The organism is Paenibacillus sp. P3E, from assembly GCF_001909045.1.
Taxonomy (GTDB): domain Bacteria; phylum Bacillota; class Bacilli; order Paenibacillales; family Paenibacillaceae; genus Paenibacillus_AQ; species Paenibacillus_AQ helianthi.
On record NZ_LVWH01000180.1, the window covers coordinates 1 to 24,968 of the forward strand.

General features: G+C 51.5%; 19 protein-coding genes. 1 reads left to right on the plus strand and 18 read right to left on the minus strand.

Annotation, left to right across the window (positions count from 1 at the left end; genetic code table 11):
- Nucleotides 1-89: 89 nt before the first annotated feature.
- The 9 genes from A3842_RS19985 to A3842_RS20025 all read right to left on the minus strand — a co-directional run bounded on the left by A3842_RS19985 (nucleotide 90) and on the right by A3842_RS20025 (nucleotide 7,852).
- Complete coding sequence (locus tag A3842_RS19985; protein ID WP_074102498.1) at nucleotides 90-788, minus strand: polysaccharide deacetylase family protein; 699 nt, start codon at nucleotides 786-788, stop codon at nucleotides 90-92.
- Between the two features lie 32 nt (nucleotides 789-820).
- On the minus strand, nucleotides 821-1,423 hold the full coding sequence (locus A3842_RS19990; RefSeq protein WP_074102499.1) for a YkoP family protein: 603 nt from the start codon (nucleotides 1,421-1,423) through the stop codon (nucleotides 821-823).
- Nucleotides 1,424-1,614: 191 nt separating this feature from the next.
- Nucleotides 1,615-2,520 carry an ABC transporter ATP-binding protein gene (locus A3842_RS19995; RefSeq protein ID WP_074102500.1) on the minus strand — a complete coding sequence of 302 codons (906 nt, stop codon included), beginning with the start codon at nucleotides 2,518-2,520 and terminating at the stop codon, nucleotides 1,615-1,617.
- A 94-nt stretch (nucleotides 2,521-2,614) separates the two neighbouring features.
- The gene (locus A3842_RS20000) at nucleotides 2,615-2,845 is read right to left on the minus strand and encodes a hypothetical protein (RefSeq protein WP_074102501.1); all 231 of its coding nucleotides are present in this window, start codon (nucleotides 2,843-2,845) and stop codon (nucleotides 2,615-2,617) included.
- A 91-nt stretch (nucleotides 2,846-2,936) separates the two neighbouring features.
- Nucleotides 2,937-3,917: an amidohydrolase family protein gene (locus tag A3842_RS20005; protein WP_218618691.1), complete on the minus strand. Its 981-nt coding sequence runs from the start codon at nucleotides 3,915-3,917 to the stop codon at nucleotides 2,937-2,939.
- Nucleotides 3,917-4,837: an alpha/beta hydrolase gene (locus A3842_RS20010; protein WP_256701774.1), complete on the minus strand. Its 921-nt coding sequence runs from the start codon at nucleotides 4,835-4,837 to the stop codon at nucleotides 3,917-3,919. Before A3842_RS20010 ends, A3842_RS20005 begins: the two co-directional genes overlap by 1 nt.
- Nucleotides 4,830-5,318, minus strand: coding sequence for a MarR family winged helix-turn-helix transcriptional regulator (locus A3842_RS20015; protein WP_074102503.1), 489 nt, complete (start codon nucleotides 5,316-5,318; stop codon nucleotides 4,830-4,832). Before A3842_RS20015 ends, A3842_RS20010 begins: the two co-directional genes overlap by 8 nt.
- Nucleotides 5,319-5,601: 283 nt before the next feature.
- On the minus strand, nucleotides 5,602-7,068 hold the full coding sequence (locus A3842_RS20020) for a DHA2 family efflux MFS transporter permease subunit (RefSeq protein ID WP_074102504.1): 1,467 nt from the start codon (nucleotides 7,066-7,068) through the stop codon (nucleotides 5,602-5,604).
- 163 nt (nucleotides 7,069-7,231) lie between these two features.
- The gene (locus A3842_RS20025; protein ID WP_074102505.1) at nucleotides 7,232-7,852 is read right to left on the minus strand and encodes a TetR/AcrR family transcriptional regulator; all 621 of its coding nucleotides are present in this window, start codon (nucleotides 7,850-7,852) and stop codon (nucleotides 7,232-7,234) included.
- Nucleotides 7,853-7,995: 143 nt separating this feature from the next.
- Here A3842_RS20025 and A3842_RS20030 point away from each other — a divergent pair, with 143 nt between their 5' ends.
- Nucleotides 7,996-8,823, plus strand: a complete 828-nt coding sequence (locus A3842_RS20030) for an SDR family oxidoreductase (protein ID WP_074102506.1) — start codon at nucleotides 7,996-7,998, stop codon at nucleotides 8,821-8,823.
- 87 nt (nucleotides 8,824-8,910) lie between these two features.
- On the opposite strand, the gene A3842_RS20035 is transcribed toward A3842_RS20030, so the two are convergent.
- The 9 genes from A3842_RS20035 to A3842_RS20075 all read right to left on the minus strand — a co-directional run bounded on the left by A3842_RS20035 (nucleotide 8,911) and on the right by A3842_RS20075 (nucleotide 24,968).
- On the minus strand, nucleotides 8,911-9,156 hold the full coding sequence (locus A3842_RS20035) for a hypothetical protein (RefSeq protein WP_074087884.1): 246 nt from the start codon (nucleotides 9,154-9,156) through the stop codon (nucleotides 8,911-8,913).
- Between the two features lie 104 nt (nucleotides 9,157-9,260).
- Nucleotides 9,261-10,157: an RCC1 domain-containing protein gene (locus A3842_RS20040; RefSeq protein ID WP_074102507.1), complete on the minus strand. Its 897-nt coding sequence runs from the start codon at nucleotides 10,155-10,157 to the stop codon at nucleotides 9,261-9,263.
- Between the two features lie 218 nt (nucleotides 10,158-10,375).
- On the minus strand, nucleotides 10,376-16,171 hold the full coding sequence (locus A3842_RS20045) for a tail fiber domain-containing protein (RefSeq protein WP_074102508.1): 5,796 nt from the start codon (nucleotides 16,169-16,171) through the stop codon (nucleotides 10,376-10,378).
- A 37-nt stretch (nucleotides 16,172-16,208) separates the two neighbouring features.
- Nucleotides 16,209-16,391, minus strand: a complete 183-nt coding sequence (locus A3842_RS20050; protein ID WP_074087879.1) for a hypothetical protein — start codon at nucleotides 16,389-16,391, stop codon at nucleotides 16,209-16,211.
- Between the two features lie 18 nt (nucleotides 16,392-16,409).
- Nucleotides 16,410-19,262: a tail fiber domain-containing protein gene (locus tag A3842_RS20055; protein WP_074102509.1), complete on the minus strand. Its 2,853-nt coding sequence runs from the start codon at nucleotides 19,260-19,262 to the stop codon at nucleotides 16,410-16,412.
- Nucleotides 19,263-19,289: 27 nt separating this feature from the next.
- Nucleotides 19,290-20,039 (minus strand): phage tail protein, encoded by a 750-nt coding sequence (locus A3842_RS20060; protein ID WP_074102510.1) that lies wholly within the window; start codon nucleotides 20,037-20,039, stop codon nucleotides 19,290-19,292.
- Complete coding sequence (locus tag A3842_RS20065; protein ID WP_074102511.1) at nucleotides 20,036-20,908, minus strand: baseplate J/gp47 family protein; 873 nt, start codon at nucleotides 20,906-20,908, stop codon at nucleotides 20,036-20,038. The genes A3842_RS20060 and A3842_RS20065 overlap by 4 nt, the downstream gene beginning before the upstream one ends.
- A gap of 26 nt (nucleotides 20,909-20,934) precedes the next feature.
- Complete coding sequence (locus tag A3842_RS20070; RefSeq protein WP_074102512.1) at nucleotides 20,935-24,573, minus strand: putative baseplate assembly protein; 3,639 nt, start codon at nucleotides 24,571-24,573, stop codon at nucleotides 20,935-20,937.
- A complete protein-coding gene (locus A3842_RS20075) occupies nucleotides 24,573-24,968 on the minus strand; it encodes a GPW/gp25 family protein (RefSeq protein WP_074087870.1) in 396 nt (131 codons plus the stop codon). Before A3842_RS20075 ends, A3842_RS20070 begins: the two co-directional genes overlap by 1 nt.

The window sequence follows — 24,968 nt, forward strand, 5'->3', positions numbered from 1 at the left end:
TAATAACAACGTGATTAATTTCACGAAATTGTGTCTATCACTTTTTATCTTTATAAAATTAAGGCATTGGACGAATAGACGCTAACAGGTTAAGCCATTTCATCCAGCCTTACACATCTCAGATTTCTGGTCTTCAGCTGCAGCAATACTTCCTCCAAAGCCTGCAGCATATAATGCGGAGCATTGCCATCTGCCCCCAGTGTATCCCCGCTGTCATGCAATAAAATAATCGACCCGTCTTTCATCCGGTCTAACAATGTGGAGCGCAGGGAGGTCTGACATCTCTCGCGGCTCCAATCATGTCCCATTATTGACCACAGCACAATCCGGTACTGCCTGAGCCGCAAGAAATCAAACACATTGATGAGTCCCCAGGGCGGACGGTAATGATTGGGCCTGGTTCCGATAATAGACTCCACAATATCTGCAGTCCGCTCCAGGTGTCTGTGCCGGATGGTGCCTGGAAGCATCAGCCAATTGGACGTATGAACATAGTTGTGAATACCAATCTGGTGGCCTTCACGGTCCATTCTTCGGATCAGCTCGGGGTATTGTTCCGCTTGAGCACCAAGGACGAAAAAGGTGGCTTTCACTTGATGCAGCTTCAGAAGATCCAGCAGCCTGGGCGTATACTCCGGATGCGGCCCGTCATCAAATGTAAAGGCCACCTGTTTGGGAGTCGTCCCTTGGCGCAATACACCATATCCGGTCAACCTTGTGATCAGACTTGGTGCTAACATGTACAGAAAAAAGATAGTGACCATTCCAATTGCTAGATAAATGAGCATCGCTTCCTCCTTCATCCGTTATGTATATTAGATTAGCCTGGCAGCTCCTCTCCGGGGGAAAAACGGTTTTTCATCGAAGAGCGCGAATGGATTAGCAGCATCGGAACCAGCTTTTCGGTGTGTTGACTGACTCTGTGCTTCCCTTCCGGGTGCAGTGCAGACAGCAGCAGGCGGAGATAAATCGTCGTCATCCGTCTGAACAATCCCGGCTGCATCGCCTGCTGCTCAAAGCCTAGACCATGCGTGATTCCCCGGTGCAGCAGCGTGATCCCCAGGAGCGCCTTGACCTGCTTGAACTCTGACTGCGATTCGAAGGCTTCATTAATCTGGAGCATCGATTGACGCAGCATTCTTGCCGTGCGCAGTGCAGCCCGGTCTGAACCTTCCGACTGAATCAGCTTCAGGATGCTGCCATTATCAAGGTGCAGCTCGCCTACCCATTCCCCATCATGAATCACCGTAGAATCCTCGCATACGATAGCCTGCCCTCTGTGTTTTTTGAGCATCACGCTGCAAATCCCAAAGTGTAAAGTCCCGGCCCCGCGAAAATGTGAACCCAGCGCAAATACCTTTTCCCATGCCATCCAGAGCGACTGCACCATATTTTTTCCAATTTTCAGTTCCAATTCATTCATCCTTCCTCCAACAACTAATAAAATCTATTTTCAATAAGAACCTTTCCTCTGTTTGACGCTTCCGGATGATTATTCCCTGCCTGCAAATTAATAATATGAAAATTACAAAAAAGCACAGCAGGACTTAGACACCTTCGAACATTTTCCCATAGGACTTGAAATCACCAGTGTTTTCAGCTTAAGCAATGCCCTCACCACCCCATCAGTTCCACAAAATGATCTTCGAGCGAATGATTCTTTTTACTCAAGCTTTCCAGCTCCACGCCCGCTTCTATCAGGGCTTTAGTCAGTTCAAGCTGCTGTACGGCATCGTAAATGCGGATTGTCTTGGGGTCCAGCATCTTGAAGTTGGTGAGGCCCAGATTGTACTCCAACACATACACCGCTTTACTGCTCTCTCCGGTAATCAGTTCGATGTATTGCGTGTTCCGGCTGCGGATCATATCCATCGCCACTTCCTCCAGCAAAACTCCGTCACGGATCACGCCGATGGTGTCGGCGACCTGTTCAATCTCCCCCAGAATGTGGCTGGAGATCCGCAGCGTCATTCCATATTCCCGGCTCAGCATGCGGAATACTTCACGCATTTCCTTGATGCCCATGGGGTCCAGCCCGTTGATCGGCTCATCCAGAATGAGCAGCTCCGGTCTGGTCATTAGCGCCCGGGCGATGCCCAGCCGCTGCTTCATCCCCAGGGAGAACTGCTTGACCGGCTTTTTGTCCACGCCCTTCAGCTTGACCAGCTCCAGTGCTTCTTCCATAGCCTTCGCATCGTAATACCCCATGTACTCTCTGTGCAGCTGAAGATTTTCTCTCGCCGTCAGCTTGTCGTAGAACACCGGATATTCAATAATGCAGCCCATGCGTTTCAGCAATTCATAGGAATGGTCTGTCATGCTCACTCCAAAAAATTCGATATACCCCTCTGTCGGCTTCACCAGATTGGTGATCATTTTCATTACCGTGGTTTTGCCCGCTCCGTTCGGTCCCAGGAACCCGTAAATTTCGCCTTGCTTGATATTCATGTTCACACCGCTAACAGCCTCTTTGCCTTGATACTCCTTGGTTAACTCCCATGTCCGCAATATGGTTGTCATTCCCGTTATCCCCTTTGGCTTCTTCGTTTGTCTTCCTGGTTCTTATTGTACACAGCGGAATTTTCTTTTTTATTACCTGAACCTTACAAAATTCTTAAGCTGCAGACATAAGCCCTGGCGAAGCCGCCGGACCAATAAGAGCATTCTGCAGGTCTGCCTGCGAGAAGAAAGCCCCCGGTCCATAATGTCCGTCAGCTTGGTATGGATATAGTCGAGCTGGGAAATGCTCCCGCAAACGCAGGTATTGCCGAAGGATCACAAGCAGAAGCAGAAGAACCGCCACACTCCAAAAAACAATCATTCCAGCATCCACATTTTTTTGCATTGTATAATTTCCTATACAATAAAAAAACGCCTTGATCCTATGATCAAAGCGGGGTTCATGCAAATCCGGCCGGAATCTCGGAGGAAACCGGTTACAGCCCTGGAAACAAACGCAGCGCATTCGCGCAATAGATCTGACCGCGCGCTTCGTCCGTCAGCAAGTCCGTGCTGTCCAGGTCATCCGCTAAAGATTTGCAGGCGAGATCAGGGGTGTACGGGTAGTCGCTGCCGTATAAGAGATGGTCCGTGCCAACCAATTGCAGCAGGTTACCCAGTTGTCTGGGCAGGCACCCTCCGGCCAGATCATAATACAGTCCTTTTAGAGAGGCATATATATCCACCCCAGCATCCCCCATGTGCTCTCCAAATATCGAAGGCATCATATGCAGGGCTGGTGCGATCCGGTCGGCAAGTATCGGCAGAAACGCGCCAGCATGCGGGACAATAAAGGTAATGCCGGGGAAGCGGCTTAAGGTTCCGGTTAAGATAAGGTTCATGACCGTGCGGGTTGTATCGAAGAAAAACTCCATCATTGGAGCAGGCAATCCTTCCAGAACATGCTCTGGAACAAGAGCGGGTCTATTGGGATGAAGGGCGACAATGGCTTTTCGCATGTTCAGCTCTGCAAAAATATCATTCAAGCAGGGATTGCCCAGATATACCCCCAGAACATTGGTAGGCAGTGTAAATCCGTCAACGTGCAGGGCTTCCAGTGCGTATTTAATCTCCGCAATTGAATCACAAGTCTCCGGCACAGGCAATGAGGCCAGCAAGCGAAACTTCCCGGGATATTTCCGCACAAGGTCCGCACCGTACTCATTCACGCTTCGGGCCAATTCTTTGGCAGCATTTCTGTCCCCCAAATGAATATGGGGAGAAGACAGAGACAACAGTGAGGTCGCAATCCCTAAATGCTCCATCGCCTCCAAATGAAGCTCCGCACTCCATGCGGGAGTTGGAAACCCATCGGGATTGGGTTCAGCGTATTTCAGCAGTGCTTCCCTGTATCCCGGCGGCAGGTAATGACTGTGAAGATCGATTTTCCCTGCACGTAATTCCTTAAGTTCAAACATCATTGCAACTCCTTCCCGAATACTTCCGTCAGCTTCGCACATACCAGCGCCAGGGCATTCTGCGCTTCTTCCAAAGTCTCCTGCATGTTGAAGAAACCATGAATAACGCCATCGTATCTTTTCAAGCACACCTCAACCCCTGCCGCATTCAGGCGCCGCGCATACATCTCCCCTTCATCTCTCAGCGGATCATATTCCGAGGTAATTATACAAGCGGCAGGAAGCTCTCCAAAATATTCAGCAAGCAACGGTGAAGCCAGGGGATCCCGTGCTTCGCTTGCTTCATTCAAGTACTGGGACACAAACCATTTGATGCCTTTGGTGGTCAGTCTATAACCTTCGACATTCTCCACGCGTGATTTTGGCTCTGTGGCACCCAGTAAATCCAGCATGGCGTTGATGATGACCTGATACACAAGCTTGAATTCTCCTGAATCCCGGGATAGCTGGCAAATGACTGCCGCCAGGGTCCCGCCGACACTGTCGCCTCCAACCGCGATCTGGCTAGCGAGAATGTTCAAGCGTTCCGCATGCTCGAATATCCAATGTACTGTCTGATAGCACTCTTCCACTGGCTGGGGAAACTTATGCTCAGGCGCCAAGCCGTATTCGATGGAAATCACCGTACACTTCACAGCAGCTGTTATCCTGCAGCATATCGGGTCATACACCTCAATATTTCCAAACACAAAACCGCCGCCATGAATCCAAATGAATGCTGGATAAGGGCCATCGCCTTTGGGAGAATAAACTCGAATCCGGGTATCTCTGATAGAAGTGGTGACGGTAATATCTTGTACATTGCCAACCTCTACTAGACTCCCTTTGCAATCGTCCCAGCTATGGTCGTACCAATCTCTCTGCTGCTCCAGCGGTAGCGCATAGATTTGGGCAAAATCAGTCTCCAGCAATTTACTCAACTTCGGGTTCAATGGCATCCTTATGGCCTTCTTCCTTGAATTCTGAACATTCACTTAGGTCTGTCCGCATGGATTGCTCTGCCATCATCTGCAGCCCTTTGAAAACCTGGTCCTTTACCGCTTCATCCATTCCCTCGGTCGTAACCTTTTCCCACGCTTCCAAACACTTGAAGATATAAGCTTGATATTCTCTTCCTTTACCCGTAACAAAGAGTTTCTTGGCTCTTTTGTCCTCATTTCCCGTTACCCGCCTGATCACTCCCTTCTTCTCAAGAGATTGGATCGACCTCGTCGTAGCCGCCTTATCAATAAACAGCAAGGTGGACAACTTTTCCTGATTGATCCCCTCATTGTCGTAAATATTCATCAGAAGAATGCACTCAGAGAAGCTAATACCCATAGGACTGGAAACCGCCGTTATGTACGCCTGAGTTTGTCTGTGGAGTATACCTACATTTCTTGCCAGAGTTAAAAGCTCCATTTTACCGCCTCCATGGTTGATCTAGTCAACTATGTTATACCGCTATAAGTTGACCCAGTCAACCTATTATTGAATATTCCCCCAAATTGACTTATCTACGGCAGGTGACAAGCAGACACAGCTTCGCTGTCCTTTAAAAGGACGGTATCGTTTTAGCGAGAAATAGAAGGAAATTTATAGCGCGAAGCATATAAATTCTTCTATTTCATAAAAAAAGCAACTCTGTTCAGGTTCACGGGGTTGCTTTTTTATGAAATCCTATATGTTTTTCTGCTAATCAGAGTTACCGCACCGGAACTAGCTCCTGCTCCCCTGTATCCACGCCGCCCGTCCGCTTGATAAAGAATGAAAGAATCAGTCCGATCCCTCCAAACACAATAACAGCGAGGTAGGCATCGTTCATCCCGGAAATGGAAGCCTGCAGCAGCATATGCTTGGGCTCGCCCGAAGCTCCAGAAGCTGTCATATCCGCCAAATGAAATTGGGTACGATTCGTTAAAATCGTGACCAGCAGTGACGTTCCGATCGCACCGGCTACCTGCTTCACGGTATTCGCGATTGCGGTACCGTGTGCATTCATGGATTCCGGAAGCTGGTTCAGCCCTGCGGTTGTGACCGGCATAAGGAATAGCGCCATACCGAGCCGTCTCCCGGTTGACATCAGCAGAAGATATGCGTACCCCGTAGAATCAGTAAGGTGGATGAAGCCGAATGTAGTTAGAATTGTTATAGTAATCCCGATAATGGATAGCCATTTGGCGCCAAAGCGGTCAAACAATCTCCCGGCGAGCGGCATCATCACACCCATCAGCAGCGCACCTGGAAGCATAAGCAGCCCTGAGTCGAGAGCGGAATAGCCTCTCATATTCTGCAGGTACAACGGCAGCAGCATCATATCCGCATACATGACCACGGTTACCGCCACATTAATCAGGGTCGTTAACGTGAACATGCTATATTTGAATGCTTTTAACTCCAGTAACGGATTGCTTCCGGTGAGCTGTCGCCAAGAGAATAGGATTAGCAGCCCCACGCCTGCAGCAAGCGTAGAATGCACTTCGGTACTTGACCATCCGATACTTCCCGCTCTGCTGAAACTGTACAATAATGTTCCGAAGCCTAGGGTTGATAAAATCAGCCCCCATACATCCAGTTTGGGATAGCTCCGCTCCGTCACGTTCCTTAGGTAGAACCAGGCGAGAACCACCACCATAAGGGCAAAAGGAATAATGATATAGAAAAGCGATCGCCAGGAATAGTGATCCAGCATGTAGCCAGCATAGGTTGGCCCGATTGCAGGAGCAAAGATGATGGCAAATCCGATCATCCCCATCGCTCCTCCGCGCTTCTCGACAGGATATACCGCGAGTACGACATTCATCAGCAGGGGCATTATAATCCCTGCTCCGGCAGCCTGAACCAGACGTCCTGTCAGCAGCAGTTCGAAACTCGGAGCCGCTCCGGAGAGAATCGAACCCGCAAGGAAAATCAGCATTGCCGACAGGAACAGCTCGCGTGTTGTGAAACGCTGCATAAAATAAGCAGTAACAGGAATAAATACCCCGTTAACCAGCATATATCCGGTGGTCAGCCACTGAGCGGTAGCCGCCGAAATCTGAAAATCCCCCATCAGCTCAGGGGTGGCCACACTCATAATTGTCTGATTCAGCACTGCAATAAACGCGCCCAGAATCATAACAAACAGCAGCGGGCCCTTTTTTATATGGACTTGTATGTTGTCTACACTCATCTCCACTCATCCTCTAGATAATAGTAGCACGACGTCGTGGAATCAGTGTACTGCCGTTCAGCCCAAAAGACAAAGTACAATGCCTGACAAACTGTCTGTTATCAGACACTCTCTAGAATAGTGACGATTAGCGATGGCTATCTTTCCTTTTTTCGAGGACCAATCACTTAAGCTGCTGCTCCGGCTTGCGGTTAAAGGCAGTCATCAGCGGACCATCACGGACCAGACGGGTTAAGATCAAGGCCACTTGCTCCGGAGGCAATATTCTTCCGGTTTCAAACCAGTGCCGGATGACCCCAAAATGTGCTGAGCTGAAATAAGCGACAATATATTCGTCAGGGACGGAGAGCGCATCCGGACTCAAGACCTGCCGGGGGAGTTTTTCATACATGCGGCTGCGAATGAGGGCTTTTAACCTTTTGCCAAATGCCGTTCCTTCCTGAGTGAAAAAAATTGCAAAAAAACGGTGCTGCTCATTCATAAACCGGATAAACTCCACAATCGATGGATAAGGTTCTTCTACATACCCGCTGGTGAGCAGTTGTTCCGGTTCACTTCGGGCAGGAAGGCGATCCATCTCTTCAATAATCTGATCCTCCATTTTGTCCATCAGGTCATAAATATCCTGATAATGCAGATAGAAGGTACCCCGGTTAATACCCGCCTTGGCGGTCAGACTCCTTACATTCACGCCTGCTAGCCCCTTCTCTTCCACTAGCGAGAGGAAAGCTTCATCAATCAGTTTTCTCGTTCGGATTACACGCAGGTCAGCGGCTTTTTCCATGAGAGTCTCCTCCATTCATTCCTGTTAGCCTTAATGAACACTATTCGAAATAGTGACGATTGTAAGTGTATTTTACTCTGATTATAATAAACACAGGGTTCATAAATCAACACAATGTTCATTATTTGAAGGAGGGAAAATTCATGTTAAACCATAAAACAGCCGTCATTACAGGAGCATCCAGCGGCATTGGCCGCGCCATTGCGAGCCAGCTTGCAGCGAAAGGTGTACATGTCTTCATCACTGGAAGAAGCCAAGAGCAGCTTGAGGACTTGAAATCGCAAATCGAACAGTCCGGCGGTCAGGCGACATATAGTGCATTTGATCTCCGCGATACTGGCAAGCTTCAGAGCTTTATCCATCAGGCCCGCGAGCAGACCGGTCATTTGGATATCATGGTCAACAATGCGGGCCTGCATATTCATGGTAATATTGTGGATACACAGGTAGACGACTGGCGGGAGATGATCGATGTCAATATCGTCGCGCTTCTAGCCGGGTCACAGGCAGCGGTCCATGAAATGCGACTCAACGAAGGCAGTGTGCCAGGGCATATTATTAACATCTCTTCAGGCAACGCCTACGAACCTGGCAGGGATTTCTACAGTGCCACCAAACATATGGTGAATGCCATCGGACAAGCACTGACACATGAACTGGCCAAAGAACCGATTCAGGTAACAACCATTCTCCCCGGTGCTGTGGCGACGAACTTTGGCCGCAACCTGGAGCCTGAGACGGTCGTGGAGCTTGCCCGCAAGCTGGGGATGGAGGTGGAGTTCAACCAGGGAGACCATCTGCCGGAAGAGCTGATTGCCCGGATTCGCGGGGCGATGGGACAGACTTTTTTGAGTGGTGATGATATCGCGAGAGCCGTAGTCTACGCGTTGCAGCAGCCGCAGAACGTAGTGGTCCGTGAACTGTATCTGACTGCGCCGAATGTGTATCTGGGCAATGACTTCTCTATGTAAAATGCAGCAAAACAAGCCGCCAGCCCATGATCAGGGTTTGGCGGCTTGTTTTATTTTATCGGAGTGTGCAAATGCCTTAACTCTCTGCTATTGTTGCTTGCTCTTAATCTCAAAGCTGCGGACCTTCATCCATTTCCCGGCTACGAACTCGTCGATGGTCCCGGTTTTGGTTCTGACACAGAATTTATGCTGTGTCTTTTTGTCAAAGCCCGTGGCTTCATAAAGAAGATCATCGCCTGCCTGTCCCTTATAGTATACCTGCTTCAGGCCAAGCCTACTCAGCAATTCCAGCTTTACACTCTCAATATACGTGCGCGAATACTCTTTTGACATCCCTTGTTCCTCCTGCGGTGTTCTTCTACTGCCCATTTTACACTTTTATTCTGTGAATTCACACTCCAGAGACTGACTAGCTCATGAGAAAACAGACTGCAAAACTAATTGCCGGGTAGTTGGAGGCCGCACCAGCCGCTTACCTCGCATTGGCCATATTCATTATTACCCGTAGCAACTACTGTGCCGTCTAACTTAAGCCCGGCGGTATGGGCACAACCTGCCGCAATCGCCACCATATCGCGCCAATCACTTACATTACATTGACCATACTCATTGGAGCCCACAGCCATCGCCGTACCGTCTGATCTGAGGCCCACGGTATGATTACTTCCCGCCGCTATCGCCACAATACCGCTCCAGCTGCTTACATCGCATTGGTCATGTTTATTCAAACCCACAGCCGTCACCGTACCGTCCGATCGAAGACCGATGGTATGAAGATAACCCGCCGCAACCGCAACCATATCGCACCAGCCGCTTACATTGCATTGCCGATACCGGTTATTGCCGGTAGCCGTCACCGTGCCGTCCCATTTAAGACCGATAGTATGCCAGTCCCCCGCCGCGACCGCCACCATATCATTCCAGCTGCTTACATTGCATTCGCCTTCATGATTTCGGCCTACTGCTACCACCGTGCCATCCAATCTAAGCCCAATGGTACGACGCCAACCCGCCGCAACCGCTACAATATCGCCCCAGTCGCTTACATTGCATTGGTCATGCTTGTTCCAACCCACAGCTACCACAGTTCTGTCAGATTTAAGACCAATGGTGTGAGCATTACCCGTATTCGTCGCCATATGAACATTACCAGCCGCAACTGCCACAATATCGCGCCAGCCGCTCACATCACATTGGCCATATTTATTATCTCCCGCAGCCATCACCGTACCGTCAGATTTAAGCAGGGCGGTATGACGATGCCCCGCCGCAATGGCATCTTTAGGCCAGCGTTCCCCCTGTTCTCCCGCTTCTTTCGGAGAAATGTACTCCATGTCTTACCTCCTTGAAAACAACACCTATTTCCCATTTACCCTGTGTGCCCAATTCATCACACTTTTCACTCCGTAGCTACGCATATATGTTATCAAACTTTCAAATCATTTGCCTGTTTTCATAGCCTGAATGACCATACTCATGAAAAAACAAAGAAGCCCCACAGCACTATGGCTGAAGGAGCTGCTTAATCTAATTCTTAGAAGTGACTATCGGGTTACGCACCAGCGAGGGCTGCCACCTGAATCTGAAGTTCATTCACCTGCTTTCGCATGTCTTGGGCATCTCTTTGCTGCTTCTGTACAACAGTAGTCAGTACACCGATGATATCCATCAGGACAACCGACTTGTGATCAGCGGTCGAGAAGATCTGCGGTACATCCTCGGCGATGAAGCCGATGTTCTGTTGCTTGGCATTTTCTGCTTTGTAGTTGAAGGTAACGGGCTTCAGTTTGTTCAGCAGCTCCATAGCTTTTTTCACCGGAAGACTGGTGATGTTCTCTTTGAAGGTTCTGGAAGAGGTTTGTGCAAAATTGGTCGCCCGCAGGTTGCCGTTCACGTCCAGCTTGTAATCATCAGTTGGGATTTTGCCGATCCCTATATTGCTTTTGGAGTCTACGGTTACCACATCGGCCAACTGGATGAGCTCGTCATAGACGGCATCTTTGCAGACCAGGGTCTGCATATTGTCTTCCATTCCAGCCTGCCATACATTATTGGATGCATCCCAGAAAATCCGGGCTTTCTTATCCGTCCCCCGGTTCACCTCGATGCCTTGGCTAACCGTCAGACTGCCGCTGATCTCAGCTTCCTTCACCTTCAGAAGACCGGTTAGCGAAGCCTCCTTCGCAGTCAGCTTCCCGCTTAGTTCGGCGTCGGCTGCCAAGAGCTTACCGGATACTGCCACATTGCCGGTTACGTCCAGCTTGGCAGTTGGTGCTGCGGTGCCGATTCCGACATTTCCGGAAGCAATCTTCAGCACTCCAGCCAGATCTGTAAGCTCTTGGTGCGTGTGTCCGCTGTACGAGAGCTGTTTCATGCTCCCGGCCGTGCCCGCCTGCCATTCGTCCAGAGCCTCGTTCCATAAAATCTGGGCTTTCGCGCCTGTACCTCGGCCTACTTCAATGCCCTGGGTAAGCGTAAGGCTGCCGCTGATGGATGCATCCTTGGCTGACAGATTACCGGTGACCGAGGCATTGGCCGTTGTGAATATGCCGCTCACTGTAGCGTCCTTAGCGGTTAATGTACCGCTGAGGCTGGCGTCGGCGACGGTCAACTTGCCAGAGACAGCCGCATTGCCGTTCACATCCAGCTTGGCGGCTGGCGATGCAGTGCCAATCCCGAGATTCCCGGAGGCAATCTTCAGAACTGCGGTCAAATCTGTCAGCTCCTGGTGGGTATGGCCGTTATAGGCAAGCTGTTTCAGACTGCCAGCTACGCCCACCTGCCAGGCATCCGTGGACTCGTCCCAGAGAATCTGCGCTTTCGGATCTGTTCCCCTGTTCACTTCGATGCCCTGGCTGAGCGTAAGGCTACCGTTGAGGGTAACATCCTTAACGGTTAGCTTGCCGCTAACCTCCGCATCCTTAGTCGTCAATGAACCACTGAGTACGGCATCCTTTGCAGTAAGTACACCGCTTACCGTTGCGTCTTTTAAGGCTGCCGTACCGGTTAGCGCAACATCTTTGGCAGTTAATATACCACTAACAGCAACGTCTGCAGCGTTCAGCTTACCGGAGACAGCCACATTGCCATTGACATCCAGCTTGGCGGCTGGTGTCGCCGTGCCGATCCCGATATTCCCGGACTCCACTGTAAATGCGCCGGATAATTCGGCAAACTCCGGATGAGTATGGCCTTTGAATTCAACCGCCTTCAGCGAATTGGAGAGACCAGCCAGCCACTGATCAGCGGTTTCATCCCACAGAAGCTGGGCAGGAAGTGCAGTCCCGCCGCGGAATACTTCCAGCCCGGCATTTGCCACAATCGGGGTTGCCTGTGGTGTATATTTGTTGACCCTGATGATATTGTCTTCCACTTCCAGCGTAGCGGCGTTGAGGGTTACCGTATCACCGTTCACGGTTAGATTGCCGGTTACAGTTAAATCCTTAGAGATGACCGCATTAGCCGCAGTAACAGTTCCTGTAGTCGTAAGGTTTCCTGTAACTGATGTGTCGCCTTGTACATCAAGCTTCACTTTGGGAGCATAGGTCCCGATGCCGACATTCCCGGTTCCGGTTACACTGAAAGCTGTATTCCCGCCCTTGATCTTCACATCCAGCAGTGATAGCGGGGTGTTGGTACCTATCCCTACCTTGCCTTCGGAATCGGCAAACAAGGCAATCGTATCTCCAAGCGCGTTATAGAGCTTGTTCTGGCCGCCTTTGCCTGTTCCAAATTCCGATAGCGTATCTCCGTCGCCATAGAACCAGGCCTTCTGGACGTTATTCCAGACGATCCGCGCATTCGGCAGGGCTTTACCGTTGCTGTCCAGCCCGCGAGGGGCTTCAAATCCACCTGCCACAACACTGCCAGCTACAATTGCATTCTTGCTTACTGCAACATTTACAGCACTCAGTGCCTTGTTAAATGAAGTATCTCCTTCGAAGACCGCTTCATTTGTTGCAGTGACCTTGCCTGAAAAAGTTGCTGCACCGGCGATTTCTGCCTCCGTCCGGAAGATCGCCTTCCCGGCTACATCCAACACCTCGGTGGGATTATCCGTGCCCACACCCATTTTCCCGCTGCGTGTCAGACTGAGTACGGTCTTGCCGGCGGTCCCCAGCTTCCAGCGGTCCTTCGCCCATTTGATCTGTGCACTGGTCTCCGTTCCCTGGAGAACTTCAAGCCCATCACCGACGGTTACCGTTCCGGCAATAGCAGCACTGGCTGCGGTAACGGCACCAAGGATATTGGCGTTCACCGCCTTCAGCCCCCCGGTTGCATTGACATTGCCGGATGTATCTACAACCAATGCGGCGGATTCCGTAGGGGTTGCAAGCTGCCACTGATCCTTATCCTCGTTCCATGAGATGGAGGCTGCCGGCGCATTCAGGCCGCGATAAATCTCCAATCCTCCGCCGGAAAGGGAAGAGACATGATCACCCTCTTGATTGATCGTGATCCATGGACTTCCGATTTCAAGCTCATCCGTATGAATACTGGCAGATTTCCCCCGGACCTCCAGATCACCGGCCACGGTAAGTTTGCTGCCGACTGTCAGGTCATGATGAACATCCACATCACCCTCGGCACTGGCGCTAAGCGCCAGAATATCGGTCTGCGGATTATACAGCTGGCTGTGGATATGCAGGGAGTCCGCACTAACCATTTGTGTCAGCTTGTCCCAGGAGCTACCGCTTGCGATATTTTCCAGCGCAGCGCCAATGCCCACCTTCCATTTCCGTTCACTCTCATTCCAGATAAGTCTGGCGGCTGGCTGTGATTCACCCCTGTAAACCTCAATACCACTCTCGTTCGCGGGTGGCTTTTCGCCTTCGAACTTGTTAATCTCGATCACATTATTGGTAACGACGAGATCGTCGCGCTTAACGGTCGTCGTGGTACCTTTGACAATCAGGTTGCCGTCTACCTTCAGCAAGCCCTCCACGGCCAGTCCGCCGCTGATATCCGCGCCATTGTTGACAGTAAGGGTTCCCTGTACCTCCGCACTGTTTGCAATCTCGATATTGCCATCAGCGGTTGCCTGGAGGACAGTCTTCCCCTTACTGTCACTCAGCGAATTGTGACGATGCAGACCGTCCGCATCCGAGCTCACTCCTCCGGTCAGTGCATCCCAATTGCTGCCGTAGGCAATATTGGATAGCTCATCTCCGAGCCCCAGCTTCCATCTGCCGTCCGTCTCGCTCCAGACCAGCTTGGCGCTCGGATTCAGCTTGCCCCGGTAGACTTCAATGCTGCTCTGCTTCAAGGCAGAGCTGTTGCCTTCGAACTTGTTCAGTTCAATCCGGTTGCTGACGACAACCATATCTTCTTTATTGACATAGGTGGTTTTACCTTTTACCGTAAGGTTGCCTTCGATAGTAGCAGAACCGCCTACTTTCAGATCGGCATTCAGATCCGCATTGCCTTTGCCCTTCAGGGTTCCGGCAATCTCTATATTCCCTGAAGCTGACAGCTTTCCCTGCTCGTCGGCAGACAGTACGGTTCCGCCTGAAGGGGTACTTAGGGAGCTGTGCTTATGAGCGGTGTCGGCCACTGAACCGTTTGTCAAGGAATCCCATTGGGTTCCATACGGAATGTCAGACATACTGCCTTCAATTCCGATTTTCCATTTGCGGTCTGTCTCATTCCATTCCATCCGGGCCTTCGGATTGTGGCTGCCCCGGTACACGTCCAGACCACCCTTGCTGCTGAGTGCCGCGTCAGTCTCCGCCTTGTTTACGGTCAGGAAGCTGTCCGTCACCTCTTGCTCGACTTTTTTGATGACGATCTCTTCTTCTCTGACAATCAGCTTATTGACCGTAAGTGTCTCACCGACCATCAGCTCATGAGGGATATTCACATTCCCGTCCGCACCAATTTCCAGAGCCAGCAGGGTCTTGTCTTCATTATGAAATTGTCGGTGGGTATGCAGAGCATCCGCATTACTGCCACCGGTCAGCTCATCCCACTGCTTCCCGTCAGGAATGTTGGACATATCCCCGTTAACCGTACCGATCTGCCAGGATTTGGCCTTCTCGTTCCAGGCAATCTTGGCATTGGGCAGCGTTTCTCCCCGGAAGACTTCCAAGCCGTCCCGCTTGGACACCAGACTTCCGGACACCGTCAATGTCTGGTCAATCTGGATATTTCCCGCTTTGTCGGTACGGAGAGCCGGCTTTCCGTCTGCTGAATGCAGCTGACTGTGGGTATGCAGGCTATCCGCTATCGCGCCCCCATGCAGCTGCTCCCACTCGTGGCCATAGGCTACATGGAACATGCCGCTGGCCGGGTCACCCTCTTTCTCAGCAGTCCCTATCATCCACCCGTTGCTTTTTTCATCCCACAGCAGCTTGGCACTGGGCTGGTCCTTGCGGATGATTTCAATGCCGCTGCTATTTTCCGCACTGGCATTTTTGTTGATCGTCACCATATTTCCGCCAACCATAACCTGAGATACATCCAGTACAGCCATGCCTCCGCTGACTTCGATCCCGCTTTTTGCGGACAAAGGCCCTGCTACGGCAACGGAGCCCGTCATATCCACGTCCCCGGAATCATTGACCTTGAACACCTGCTCACTGCCGGCAGTGACAATAAGCTCGCCGTTTACATCCAGAGTCCCGTAGGTACTAATCGCACCGGTTCTCAGATTGCCCGTAAATTCGGTCAGGCCTGCATGAACATTAAGCTTATTCCCCTCTTTACCATCCTCTTTCACAGAGTTGCTCAAGAAGGGCTGGTCGGGATCTTCCTTCGAACCGAGAATAATTTTGTTAGCCTTCAGCGTTTCGCCGCCCACGGCTCTGGTCACAAGCAGCGTTCCATCCACGTCAGTCTCATATATCCGGTCGATGCTAAGCGCTCCGTCCTGATTATGCTTCAGGGTTACACGGGCCAACAGAATATCCTTGCGCACATCCTCAGGCTTCAGGGAGCTGGCTTTGATATCCGCGATCTCCCACACATGAATTTTATTCCCGCCCCCCTTAAGCAGATCAGGGTCTGCCAGCTCTTCCTTATAGCTGACTGAAATATAGATCTGATCCGAGGTGCTGTATCCGGACAGATCCAGAATCCTCGCCGGATGGGTGTCACTGACCAGAATCTCCTGGCTGATCTCTTCATTGTTGTCCGGGTCCGTAACTCGGTTCAAGGCAAGCCCCGGATCAATTTCTACTTTGGTCAACTCTTTTGGATTAACCTTCAGTCCGGTTACGACTCCCCAATTATGAAAATAACGGTTATGCAGCCCGCGTGCGCGCTTATGATATTTCTGATCCAGTGTTAAGTCCTCTTCTTTTAGCAGCAGCCCGTTGAAATAATTCATGCGTTTCATATCCTTTGGCACAATCCCACTCCTCCCGGCTTTCATAGTTACAGCTTGTTCAGGCTTGAACGGACTCTTCTTCCCCCGCAGCCAGCTCCTCCAGTACCTGAATGGCCCCGCTGATCCGTGTCATGGCATAGCCCAGATTACTGCGTTTCTCGTCCAGCTCCTGCAACATCTGCCGGCCGGATTCGAGTTCTGCCTTCAATTCGTTCATGCGTGCTTCCAGTTGTTCCTTCATCTTTTTATCCTCCAATTTTTACGCACCCTGCAGGGTTGCGATTTGTTTTTGCATTCTTGCAATAGCCTTCTGCTGATCTTTCATCACACTGGTCAGAACGGCGATGATATCCATCCCGCTGATAGCCCGCTGATCAGGGTCCGCCAGAACTGCAGGCACCTCTTCAGCGATAAAACCAAGGGTTCTTTCCTTCGTACTTCCTTTGTACTTAAAAGAAACCGGGTTCAGCCCGTCGAGCAGCTGCTTTGCTTCTTTGACAGGAATATCGGCGATGTTGTCCTTGAGTTCGCGTGAGGACCACCAGTACATACTGCCGTTCGCATAAACGCCGCCGCTGGCATGCAGATAGATGCGGTCCCCGGCGTCATTAGATACACCGATATCCAACACACAGTTCTCCCCGCTGGTCGGATAGAACTTGATCCAAGCCGAGTCACCGCTGCCGCCGCCGGGGTCGGATGGAAAGATAATACCGTTATTCCCGCTGCCCGCACTGGGATTCAGCGCATTCTTCACTTCAAGACTGCTGTGTACGGAAGCATAAGACCAGTCGTTGCCGTAATTAAGCACCAGATGGCTTCCGTTATCGACTAAGGCTCTGCCGGGCGTTCCGCGGCGGCCCGAGTAGCCGATATAGAAATCGGCACAACGTACATAGGCTGCAAAATTATCAGCGACATCCAGCTTTTTGAATCTGCCGTCAAAGTTGAACACATCTGTCTTGATGCTGCCTGTAATCTGCAGATCTCCCGTTATGCGGGCACCGCCGTTCACCTGCAGAAATCCGTTCACATCCAGCTGGTCCCAGACCGAAACCTTCCGTTTGCCGTCCGGAGAGGAGGAATTGCCCACAAGCATCAAGGATTTGTAGGTTGTGGTGTCATTGCTGATCTCCGCCTGGTTCCGGGCCTGGTCCGGAAATCCTGACCAGGCTGATGTGAACCGGATCGGATTCTTGCCGCTCAGGACACGCAGTTCCCCGGCGACATCCATCTTGTCCGACGGGGTCAGCGTACCGATTCCGACATTCCCGGAAGCATTCAGTGAGATGTGATCATTGGCATCATTCGAGGTGCCGATTTCCAGCGTGCAATCCTCGCCTGTGCGCGGATAGTATTTGATCCAGGCAAGGTCCGAACCGCCGCCTCCCGGGTTGGCCGGGAAAATGATGCCGTTGTGCTCACCTTTCCCTGCACTTGGAATGATTTCTTGTGATGCCTGCATTTTACCGTTCACATACAGAAATCCGTTCACATCGAGGCGGTCCCAGATCGCAACCTTTCTCCCCTGCCCGGCGGACTGGTTGCCCACAATCATCAATGCTTTGTGATCGGTGATGTCATTGCTGATCTCTGCGCCATTCATTTGATTATCGGGGAAGCCTGACCATACGGAAGTGAACCGGACCGGATTTTTACCGCTAAGAATCCGCAGGCTGCCATCGACATCCAGCGAATCCTCCAAAGCTTTGCGGGGGCCGATCCCGACATACCCGGTCTTGTTCCAGGAAAGTACCGTCTTGTCTGTCCGGGAGCCGTCACTATTTGCCGTTCTGGTGCCCAGAACACCGCCGCTGTTCCCGAATAATACGGGCCCGTCCACCTCAGCAGCGGCAAAAGGCTTGCCGGTTCCGAACCAGCCCAGCCCATGCGAGCTGTCAATGGTGTCCGGATTTGTGCCTTTCAGCCATAAGGTGGTCCCGTCCTTCAGCGCCAGATCTGCATCGCTGTACAGCTTGCCGGAGCTGTTGAAGCCAACCGACGATCCGCCCGGCGACGAGAGCTTGCTGTGTCTGTGCAGCAGGTCAGCGAACTCATACTTGATCAGACTGTCCCACTCGTTGCCATAAGCGATTTTTTTGAGATCCGTGCCAATCCCGGCCTTGAAGCATTGATCCGCCTCTACCCAGACAATCCGTGCGTCATGAGTGCCGCCATCGCCGCGGTAGACCTCAAGTCCGCCGTCCCGCGGGCCGGGAAATTCATAGTTCGGATCATCCGTATTAGGACTGTTAACCTCAACGAAGCTGTTCATGATCCGCATTTCACTTTGCGATTTATCCTTGCTCTGCAGAATGAGTTCTCCCTGGAGGGTTAAGTCACCGGCAATCATGAGGTTTCCTGTAAACCGGGTATCCGGGGCGTTGACCTCCAGCACCTTGCCTTCCTGCAGCGTATAGACTGATGGCATCGCAGCGAGCGTTTCTTCATTTAATTGCATATTGTCGATGCTGTCTTCACTTTTTGCTTTGATAATCAGTTTCTCTGTCACCATCTTCTTACCGGCTGCGCCTGCGTAGGTTCGAAGGGGCGTGCGGGCAGCGTCACTGTCGTAGTCAAAGATACATGCGCTGTCGATTACCGTTTCAATTCCCTGTTTGCGCGGGACGACCCGGGCCAGAACAATATGTTCAGAGCTATCGGGCTTCACGGTACCGTGGCTGATCCGTCCCCGCTCCCAGATATGAATCTTTTCACCCTGCCCCCGTTCAATATTGCGGTCGGTCTCCATCTCTTCATAACTAACCCAGATATAGATACTTTCGTTAGCGTTATACTCGGAAAGATCCACCGGATTGTCCGGATGCCCCTCATAAATAAGGATCTCCTGGCTGATGCTCTCATTCTTCTGGGGGGTGGTCCCCTTAATCACTGCCTGATTCAAGGCCAGGCCTTCCGCAATCTTTACCTTCATGTATTCGCCCTGATCCAGCAAAGGCAGCACCTTCAAGCCGCAAACAATGCCCCAGGTATGCAGATAACGGTTATGCAGCCGCTGCAGACGCAGGTAGAAATCCTGGTCCAGCCTATAATCCTCCGCATTCAGGAAGAGCCCGTCAAAGTAACGCATTCTTGCAAATTCTTTTCCCATGATTCGCTTGCCTCCGTTCTCTATTCTCTATTCCTCTGTCATACCCCCGAGCAAGGTCTCCATTCCCACGCGTCCATATACCCCCAGGCACATGTGCGGAACTTCAATATTCAGGCTTGAATTGGTGTGAAAAGGTTTTTCCTTCCTGATGACCTCCTGCAGGATTTGCACTTTGTTCTGCAGAAGGCTCCGGCTGTATGCGGGAAGGATGACATGAACAGAAAAGTAGCTTGGCTCCGCCGCTCCAACCATCGTATTGATTCCCACACGTTGCGACTGGCCACAGCGGACAGGCTCTTCGAAATCACTGATGTGAATGGCAGCCTCTTCCCCCGCATACACCTGCAAGTATTTCGCGAGCCCATCCAGGGTTCCGCGTTTTTTGTAGAGCTGGACAATGCTGCCGATCAAATTACGGTTGACCGTACTGCGGGCGGCTGGAAGCGGCAAAATCTGCCGGGGGGAAAGCATTCTTTCCCGGTTATCCTGTTCTCCGTCATATTCGAGCCCTTCTTCCAGCTCCAGGCCCACCCAGCCTGCCAGCCAAGGAAGAAACTGGGAGGGAGCCCTGCCCGGGTCAAAATATTGATGCAAGTTATCCAGCAGCGCTTCAATTCCAAGTGACTCTTGACCTGCTGCGCCTGTTTTACCAGAGAGCATGGCTTCAAAGGCCTTCAGGAACCGGCCCAGAAAAAACTTCTCGTCGGATTCCCCCGCTTTCTGCTGGAATACTCTTGGAAGATACTGCACATAGCTGTAATCGTTCGGACTGCTCATGATTCCACCTCAACCTTCAGATCCTTCAGCTTAAATAATTGATACGGCAGCAGGTCAGGAGAGTCCAGCGTCACACTCGTCACATGATCGATTCCGGATAGGCCTTCTACAAGATGATACAAATCGGAGGCGTACAGTTTTCTTCCCGGAAGCCAGCCCAGGCCTTCCTCTCCTCCGCTTACCGGGTCTAAAAAACGTGTAATGCTGTCGGTAACCGTGCTGCCGATGCTTTTGTCCATGGCTGAAACTACCATTTCGATCGCAACATCCCGGTAATCGGGCTCTACCACATGGACACGGGTGGTCAGCAGCTTGCGGGCATCCAGATAGGCTTTGACACTCTGCTTCATTGCCGTCATTTCTCTGAGCAGATCCTTCTGATTCGCAGTCTGCAGAACCAAGATTACTGAGACATGACCGAAAGCCTCTTTGTTCACGCCAGTGCCGTTCTCCATGTCCGTATTGATCAGACAGAGGATACGCACCGCTAGGTCAGGATATGTCTCCCGGATGCCTGGGATTTCCAGCAAGCCTTGTTCCGCCAAAAGCTGAAAATCCGCCGAAGTTACTGCTCTATAGCACTCTGAGAATTGCTTCACCCCGCGCCGTATCCCGCTTGTCAGCTCTTCTTCCTCAGTCAAGGTTACACCCAGCAGTTTGAGAAACTGCACTTGGCTTGCTTCTGTCACCTGGTCAATCCGGTAGAGAACCATTTCACTGAACCATGCAAACAGCTCAATCAGCGTAATGCCGGGATCCGAGGGGTTATAATTCGTCCAGTCCGGATCGTAGAGCGGAATCAGCGTTTTGGCATCCGCCACAAGCTCGTCAAAGCCCAGATCATCCAGACTCGGTACTGGAAGCGGCATAAGTCTTCTTCCTTTCTATGGTCAATTTACTGCTCCGCCGGAAAACAATAAGGGCAATGTACCGCTGACCCCGGAGCAGCAGCCCGTTCGGTCAGAAACTTCCGGTCCTCCTTGAGGATCGCCGCAAGCCTGCAATCTGCCGTTGTCCCGGTCAAATCATGCAATAGGCCCGTGTTCTTATCCAGAAGATATGAAAAGAGATGTTCCTCCGGCTTGTTGATCAGGTGTGTCCCTCCATAGATCAGCTCGTCTTCCTCAAGGAAGATATTCTCCGAGTGGATTCCACGGATCTTAAGCGGCGTAGTGTTGACATACTCATCGGCCCGGCTTAAAAAAACGATGTCCCCCCGCTCAAACACAGCGATTTTCACAAAAAACGAAGTTGCACCCGAAGCCAGACTGTTAAGAATATAGGTACGGACCGTCAAATCATCGGTGATATCAAATTCTAGGTCACTGCCCTCAGGATAGCTGCGCTCCAGCGGTTGTCCGTCCAGAGTCTGGCATTCTAGAATGTCACCGTCAATGGAGACAACGATCAGTTGTACCGGTTCATAGGTTCTGTAGCGGAGCCTGATCACCCCATTCTTCTTGAAGCCCTTAATCACCAGCGATTTCACCCCGCTTCCAGCCTCCACCCGCTCAGCAAGCGCGTACTGAATGGAATTATCGTCAGACCGGACCGCGCTGTATTTCGGGTAAGGGGCAAGAGGTTTATAAGGTCCGTTCTCCAAGGGTTCAAGACTTACAGTGAAGCATTGCACCGAAGCTTTGATGACAATACCGGAAACATAATCAACGCCTGGCGTATTCTTAATCACAGCATAGACCTCGGAAATATACAGGTTTTGGCCCAGCTCCCAGCCCTTATTCCCGTCCCCTCCATAGAGCGGATGAAAAAACTGCTTCAGGTTATCTATAATCCGGCCCTCCGCCACTTTACGCTGCTCTACCGAGGTAAAAGCAACTGCTGCCTCTACGCCGATCTGTACATAATCCGGGCCAATCACTGCGATACCCGGCACATTCGTGTCCAGCGTCGCTGAAGCTCTGTCACATAGATAGGCTTCAATCTCACTGAGCAATTCCTGGCTGGGAACCGGCTTCGGCTCGTCTGTATCCGGGACCACAATGATTGTGGCTGTGCCGGGAACGAACTCCAGGTCACGATTCATGGCGCTGAGACATTTTACCTTGGCAATCTGGGGCATGGCCTCGCGCACCAGCCACTCCATATCCTCTGCGGTAACGCCCCGGTCCCAGCTTTTCAGCGTATGCGGCCCGCGGATCTCAGCCTGATCCGCCTCCTCCTGGTCAAATCCGCCGTCTGCCGCCACCGGATTGGTCACCGAATCCAGCCAGCTGAAGCTGTCCCATATCTTCGTTATTGCACCTGCCGCAACATTGCCGGCAGCCCCGCCTCCATGCTTGTAGTCGCACTGGATATTATCAATTCCGGTAGGCGGGATCATCCCATTCCTGCCGTCACCGAAAATAATTGCTCCGCTGCTTCTGTCCAGCATATAGTGCCTGCCGTCCGATGTAGACAAGGAGAAGGTGGCGACTTCCTCCCACAGCACCCATTCCCCTTGGCCCGAGGCCTCCCGGACGCGAAGACTCTGGCCAGGCAGAACAGGTGACTTCGACAACTGAAAGCTCTGGTTCTCTTCACCGTTGCTTGATCCCGGGATCTCGCCTGCAACTGAATAAGAATTGCGGGCCCACACCACATTAGAGGGGATAGCATCTACCTGGGGAAAGATCTCAAAGTGTCCTTCATCCAGCCGGGCGCGAATCCAATACTGCTCGGTTCCAAACAGCGCGCGTTTCTCGATATCCGATGGCACGGCAAACTGCAGAATCTCCCTGCGGGTGAAGCCCCGGATCTCGTCATTGACACTTAAGGCCAGCCATCTTCTGCCGTCCCAGTATTCCCAGGCCACAACCGGACGCCCGAGCTGTTCACCGGTTAACGGGAAAAAGAGCGAAACCGGAAGATTGCGGATGTCACGGTCAAAGCCCAGGTAGAATGTAGGTGCAAGCTCGGTACAGGGATAGAAGGGCTTGAAAAATTCCCCGGCCTTCAGGCATTCGGCTGTCTTGTCCTCAAAGCTGAAATTATTCTCTGTGAGCACTGTTTGCGGATGCGCCTCCAGCGTGTAGCTGTAGGCAATACCCAGTTTGCGGATCGAAGGTGGCGCATAAGTCGCTTGCGTAACCTTCAGCTGGGCTACGGTGATGCTTCCCTCTCCCAGCTTGACCGCTTCATCTTCGTATTCATATTTCGCTTCCTCACCATAATTGCCGCCGGTGATGCGGACACGAATCCAGTAGCCTTCCTCACCGTTCAGGGTCAGCGGTTTGATCCCGGGACACTGAAATCTCAGGGTTCCGCTTGCTGTAAGACTGGCTACACTTCCTTTGTTACCGATTTCAGCAGAAGCATCATTACCCGGAAGCTCTTCCAGGCTGCCGATCACGAGCCATTCCTTGCCATTCCAGTACTCCCAGCCCAGCCGCACGTATGAAGTATCCGGCAGCTTGCTGATCTCCGGATCAGACAGCTCAATCGTCAGCGTAATCTGTGCATTTGCTTTGGAGAAAGCTTCCCTGCAAGCGATGTAAAAAGTATCGTTCACTTTGGGCTTCTCCCCGAAAGGATAATAATCCTTGCCCATATCCAGCAGGTTGCCGTTGTGGACCGTCAAATCCGGAGTCAGCGGCAGTGGACTTGCTACATTCAGCTCCATACGGATGTCCTCGATATCCGGCATCAATGTAGAGGCTGTTATAGGTGTCTTCAGTTCGGCAAATATCCACTTATTGGACCATTTACGCCGAACTTCGGCTTGTTCATAGCCGGTAATCGTCTTCGCATGAACCCCGGACAGATGATTGAACCGGAACACAGCCCTCCATGCAGTATCCTCCAGGGTCCCGGACATCTCCGGATGGAGCTGAACAGTATTGCCCTCTTCATCGAAGCAGAACCAATCCATATTCAGCACCAGAGCTTCGGTCACACCTTGATTCTGCACAGCCATAGACAATGCCGCTTCCGGCTTGTTGAAGTACACAGACAAGCGGCTGTTCTCTTCCCCGAACCCCAGCAGCTCCGATTGTCCCAGATACAGCCTGTGGATTACCGTCGAATCACCTCGGAACAATTTGGCGCTTTGGCCGGAAGGCTCCTCTGAGAAGAGGTAATCCTGATTGCTCCACTGGTCCTCTTTTGGATCAAGGCTAACGGCTCTCACCAGCCGCGGCTGGATGACCGTCAGATCCTTTTCCGTTTCAAAAATAACCTCCGCCTGATTCTCAGGCTGTGCCGATACCTTGGTCCCTGCCGGAATCGTATTAATAGGGTCCGCATCCGGCTTTTGCTTGAACAGCAGCGGTACTTTGGCTGCTCTCGGCGGTGTAGGATGAATGCCGATCAGATTCAGAAAGGAGATGAAGTTTTTCTCGGGTGCCTTGTTCAGCCGGTCGATGACCTTACCCGTCATATTGGTAAAGATATGAACCAGAGCGTCCACCTTCTTGTCCGCTTCCAGCTCCGTCAAATCTGTCCATTCCCTGCTGCAGTATTGGTAGATTAAGCGTCTCAGCTCTGGAACCAGCTGTTCCTGATTCCGCTTGTCAATGGTAGGTACAATGTTTGTCATTATTTCCCCACGCTTTCAAGGAAGAATGGATAGACGAGATTATATTTGCTGTTGCTGGCCCTGATGGTATAGTCAATGGACACTTCCAGCTCAGACTGGTCGGAGCGCGGTGTGACTGTAATATCATCCACTTCGATCCGCGGCTCCCAGTTCAACAGTGCTTCTTCAATAAAACTTCTTAACAATGTGGCAGTGCTCATCGTGTTCGGCGCAAATACCAGCTCGTTCAGCCGGCAGCCAAAGTCCGGTCTCATTACCCGTTCGCCACGGGCGGTGGAAAGGATCAGAATGACCGATTCCCGGATGGAGTCTTCTCCCTCCGATGCGTTGATTCTGCCTCTTTGGACAGCGAAGGGATACTTCCAGCCCCGTCCCAAAAAATCTACGACTTCCAT

Coding starts and splice junctions, on each gene's coding strand:
- A3842_RS20040 (WP_074102507.1), bottom strand. CDS start 10,157: ATGGAGTACATTTCTCCGAAAGAAGCGGGAGAACAGGGGGAACGCTGG.
- A3842_RS20015 (WP_074102503.1), bottom strand. CDS start 5,318: ATGGAGCTTTTAACTCTGGCAAGAAATGTAGGTATACTCCACAGACAA.
- A3842_RS19985 (WP_074102498.1), bottom strand. CDS start 788: ATGCTCATTTATCTAGCAATTGGAATGGTCACTATCTTTTTTCTGTAC.
- A3842_RS20060 (WP_074102510.1), bottom strand. CDS start 20,039: ATGAGCAGTCCGAACGATTACAGCTATGTGCAGTATCTTCCAAGAGTA.
- A3842_RS19990 (WP_074102499.1), bottom strand. CDS start 1,423: ATGAATGAATTGGAACTGAAAATTGGAAAAAATATGGTGCAGTCGCTC.
- A3842_RS20030 (WP_074102506.1), top strand. CDS start 7,996: ATGTTAAACCATAAAACAGCCGTCATTACAGGAGCATCCAGCGGCATT.
- A3842_RS20075 (WP_074087870.1), bottom strand. CDS start 24,968: ATGGAAGTCGTAGATTTTTTGGGACGGGGCTGGAAGTATCCCTTCGCT.
- A3842_RS20005 (WP_218618691.1), bottom strand. CDS start 3,917: ATGTTTGAACTTAAGGAATTACGTGCAGGGAAAATCGATCTTCACAGT.
- A3842_RS20035 (WP_074087884.1), bottom strand. CDS start 9,156: ATGTCAAAAGAGTATTCGCGCACGTATATTGAGAGTGTAAAGCTGGAA.
- A3842_RS20050 (WP_074087879.1), bottom strand. CDS start 16,391: ATGAAGGAACAACTGGAAGCACGCATGAACGAATTGAAGGCAGAACTC.
- A3842_RS20055 (WP_074102509.1), bottom strand. CDS start 19,262: ATGGGAAAAGAATTTGCAAGAATGCGTTACTTTGACGGGCTCTTCCTG.
- A3842_RS19995 (WP_074102500.1), bottom strand. CDS start 2,520: ATGACAACCATATTGCGGACATGGGAGTTAACCAAGGAGTATCAAGGC.
- A3842_RS20070 (WP_074102512.1), bottom strand. CDS start 24,573: ATGACAAACATTGTACCTACCATTGACAAGCGGAATCAGGAACAGCTG.
- A3842_RS20020 (WP_074102504.1), bottom strand. CDS start 7,068: ATGAGTGTAGACAACATACAAGTCCATATAAAAAAGGGCCCGCTGCTG.
- A3842_RS20000 (WP_074102501.1), bottom strand. CDS start 2,845: ATGCAAAAAAATGTGGATGCTGGAATGATTGTTTTTTGGAGTGTGGCG.
- A3842_RS20025 (WP_074102505.1), bottom strand. CDS start 7,852: ATGGAAAAAGCCGCTGACCTGCGTGTAATCCGAACGAGAAAACTGATT.
- A3842_RS20065 (WP_074102511.1), bottom strand. CDS start 20,908: ATGCCGCTTCCAGTACCGAGTCTGGATGATCTGGGCTTTGACGAGCTT.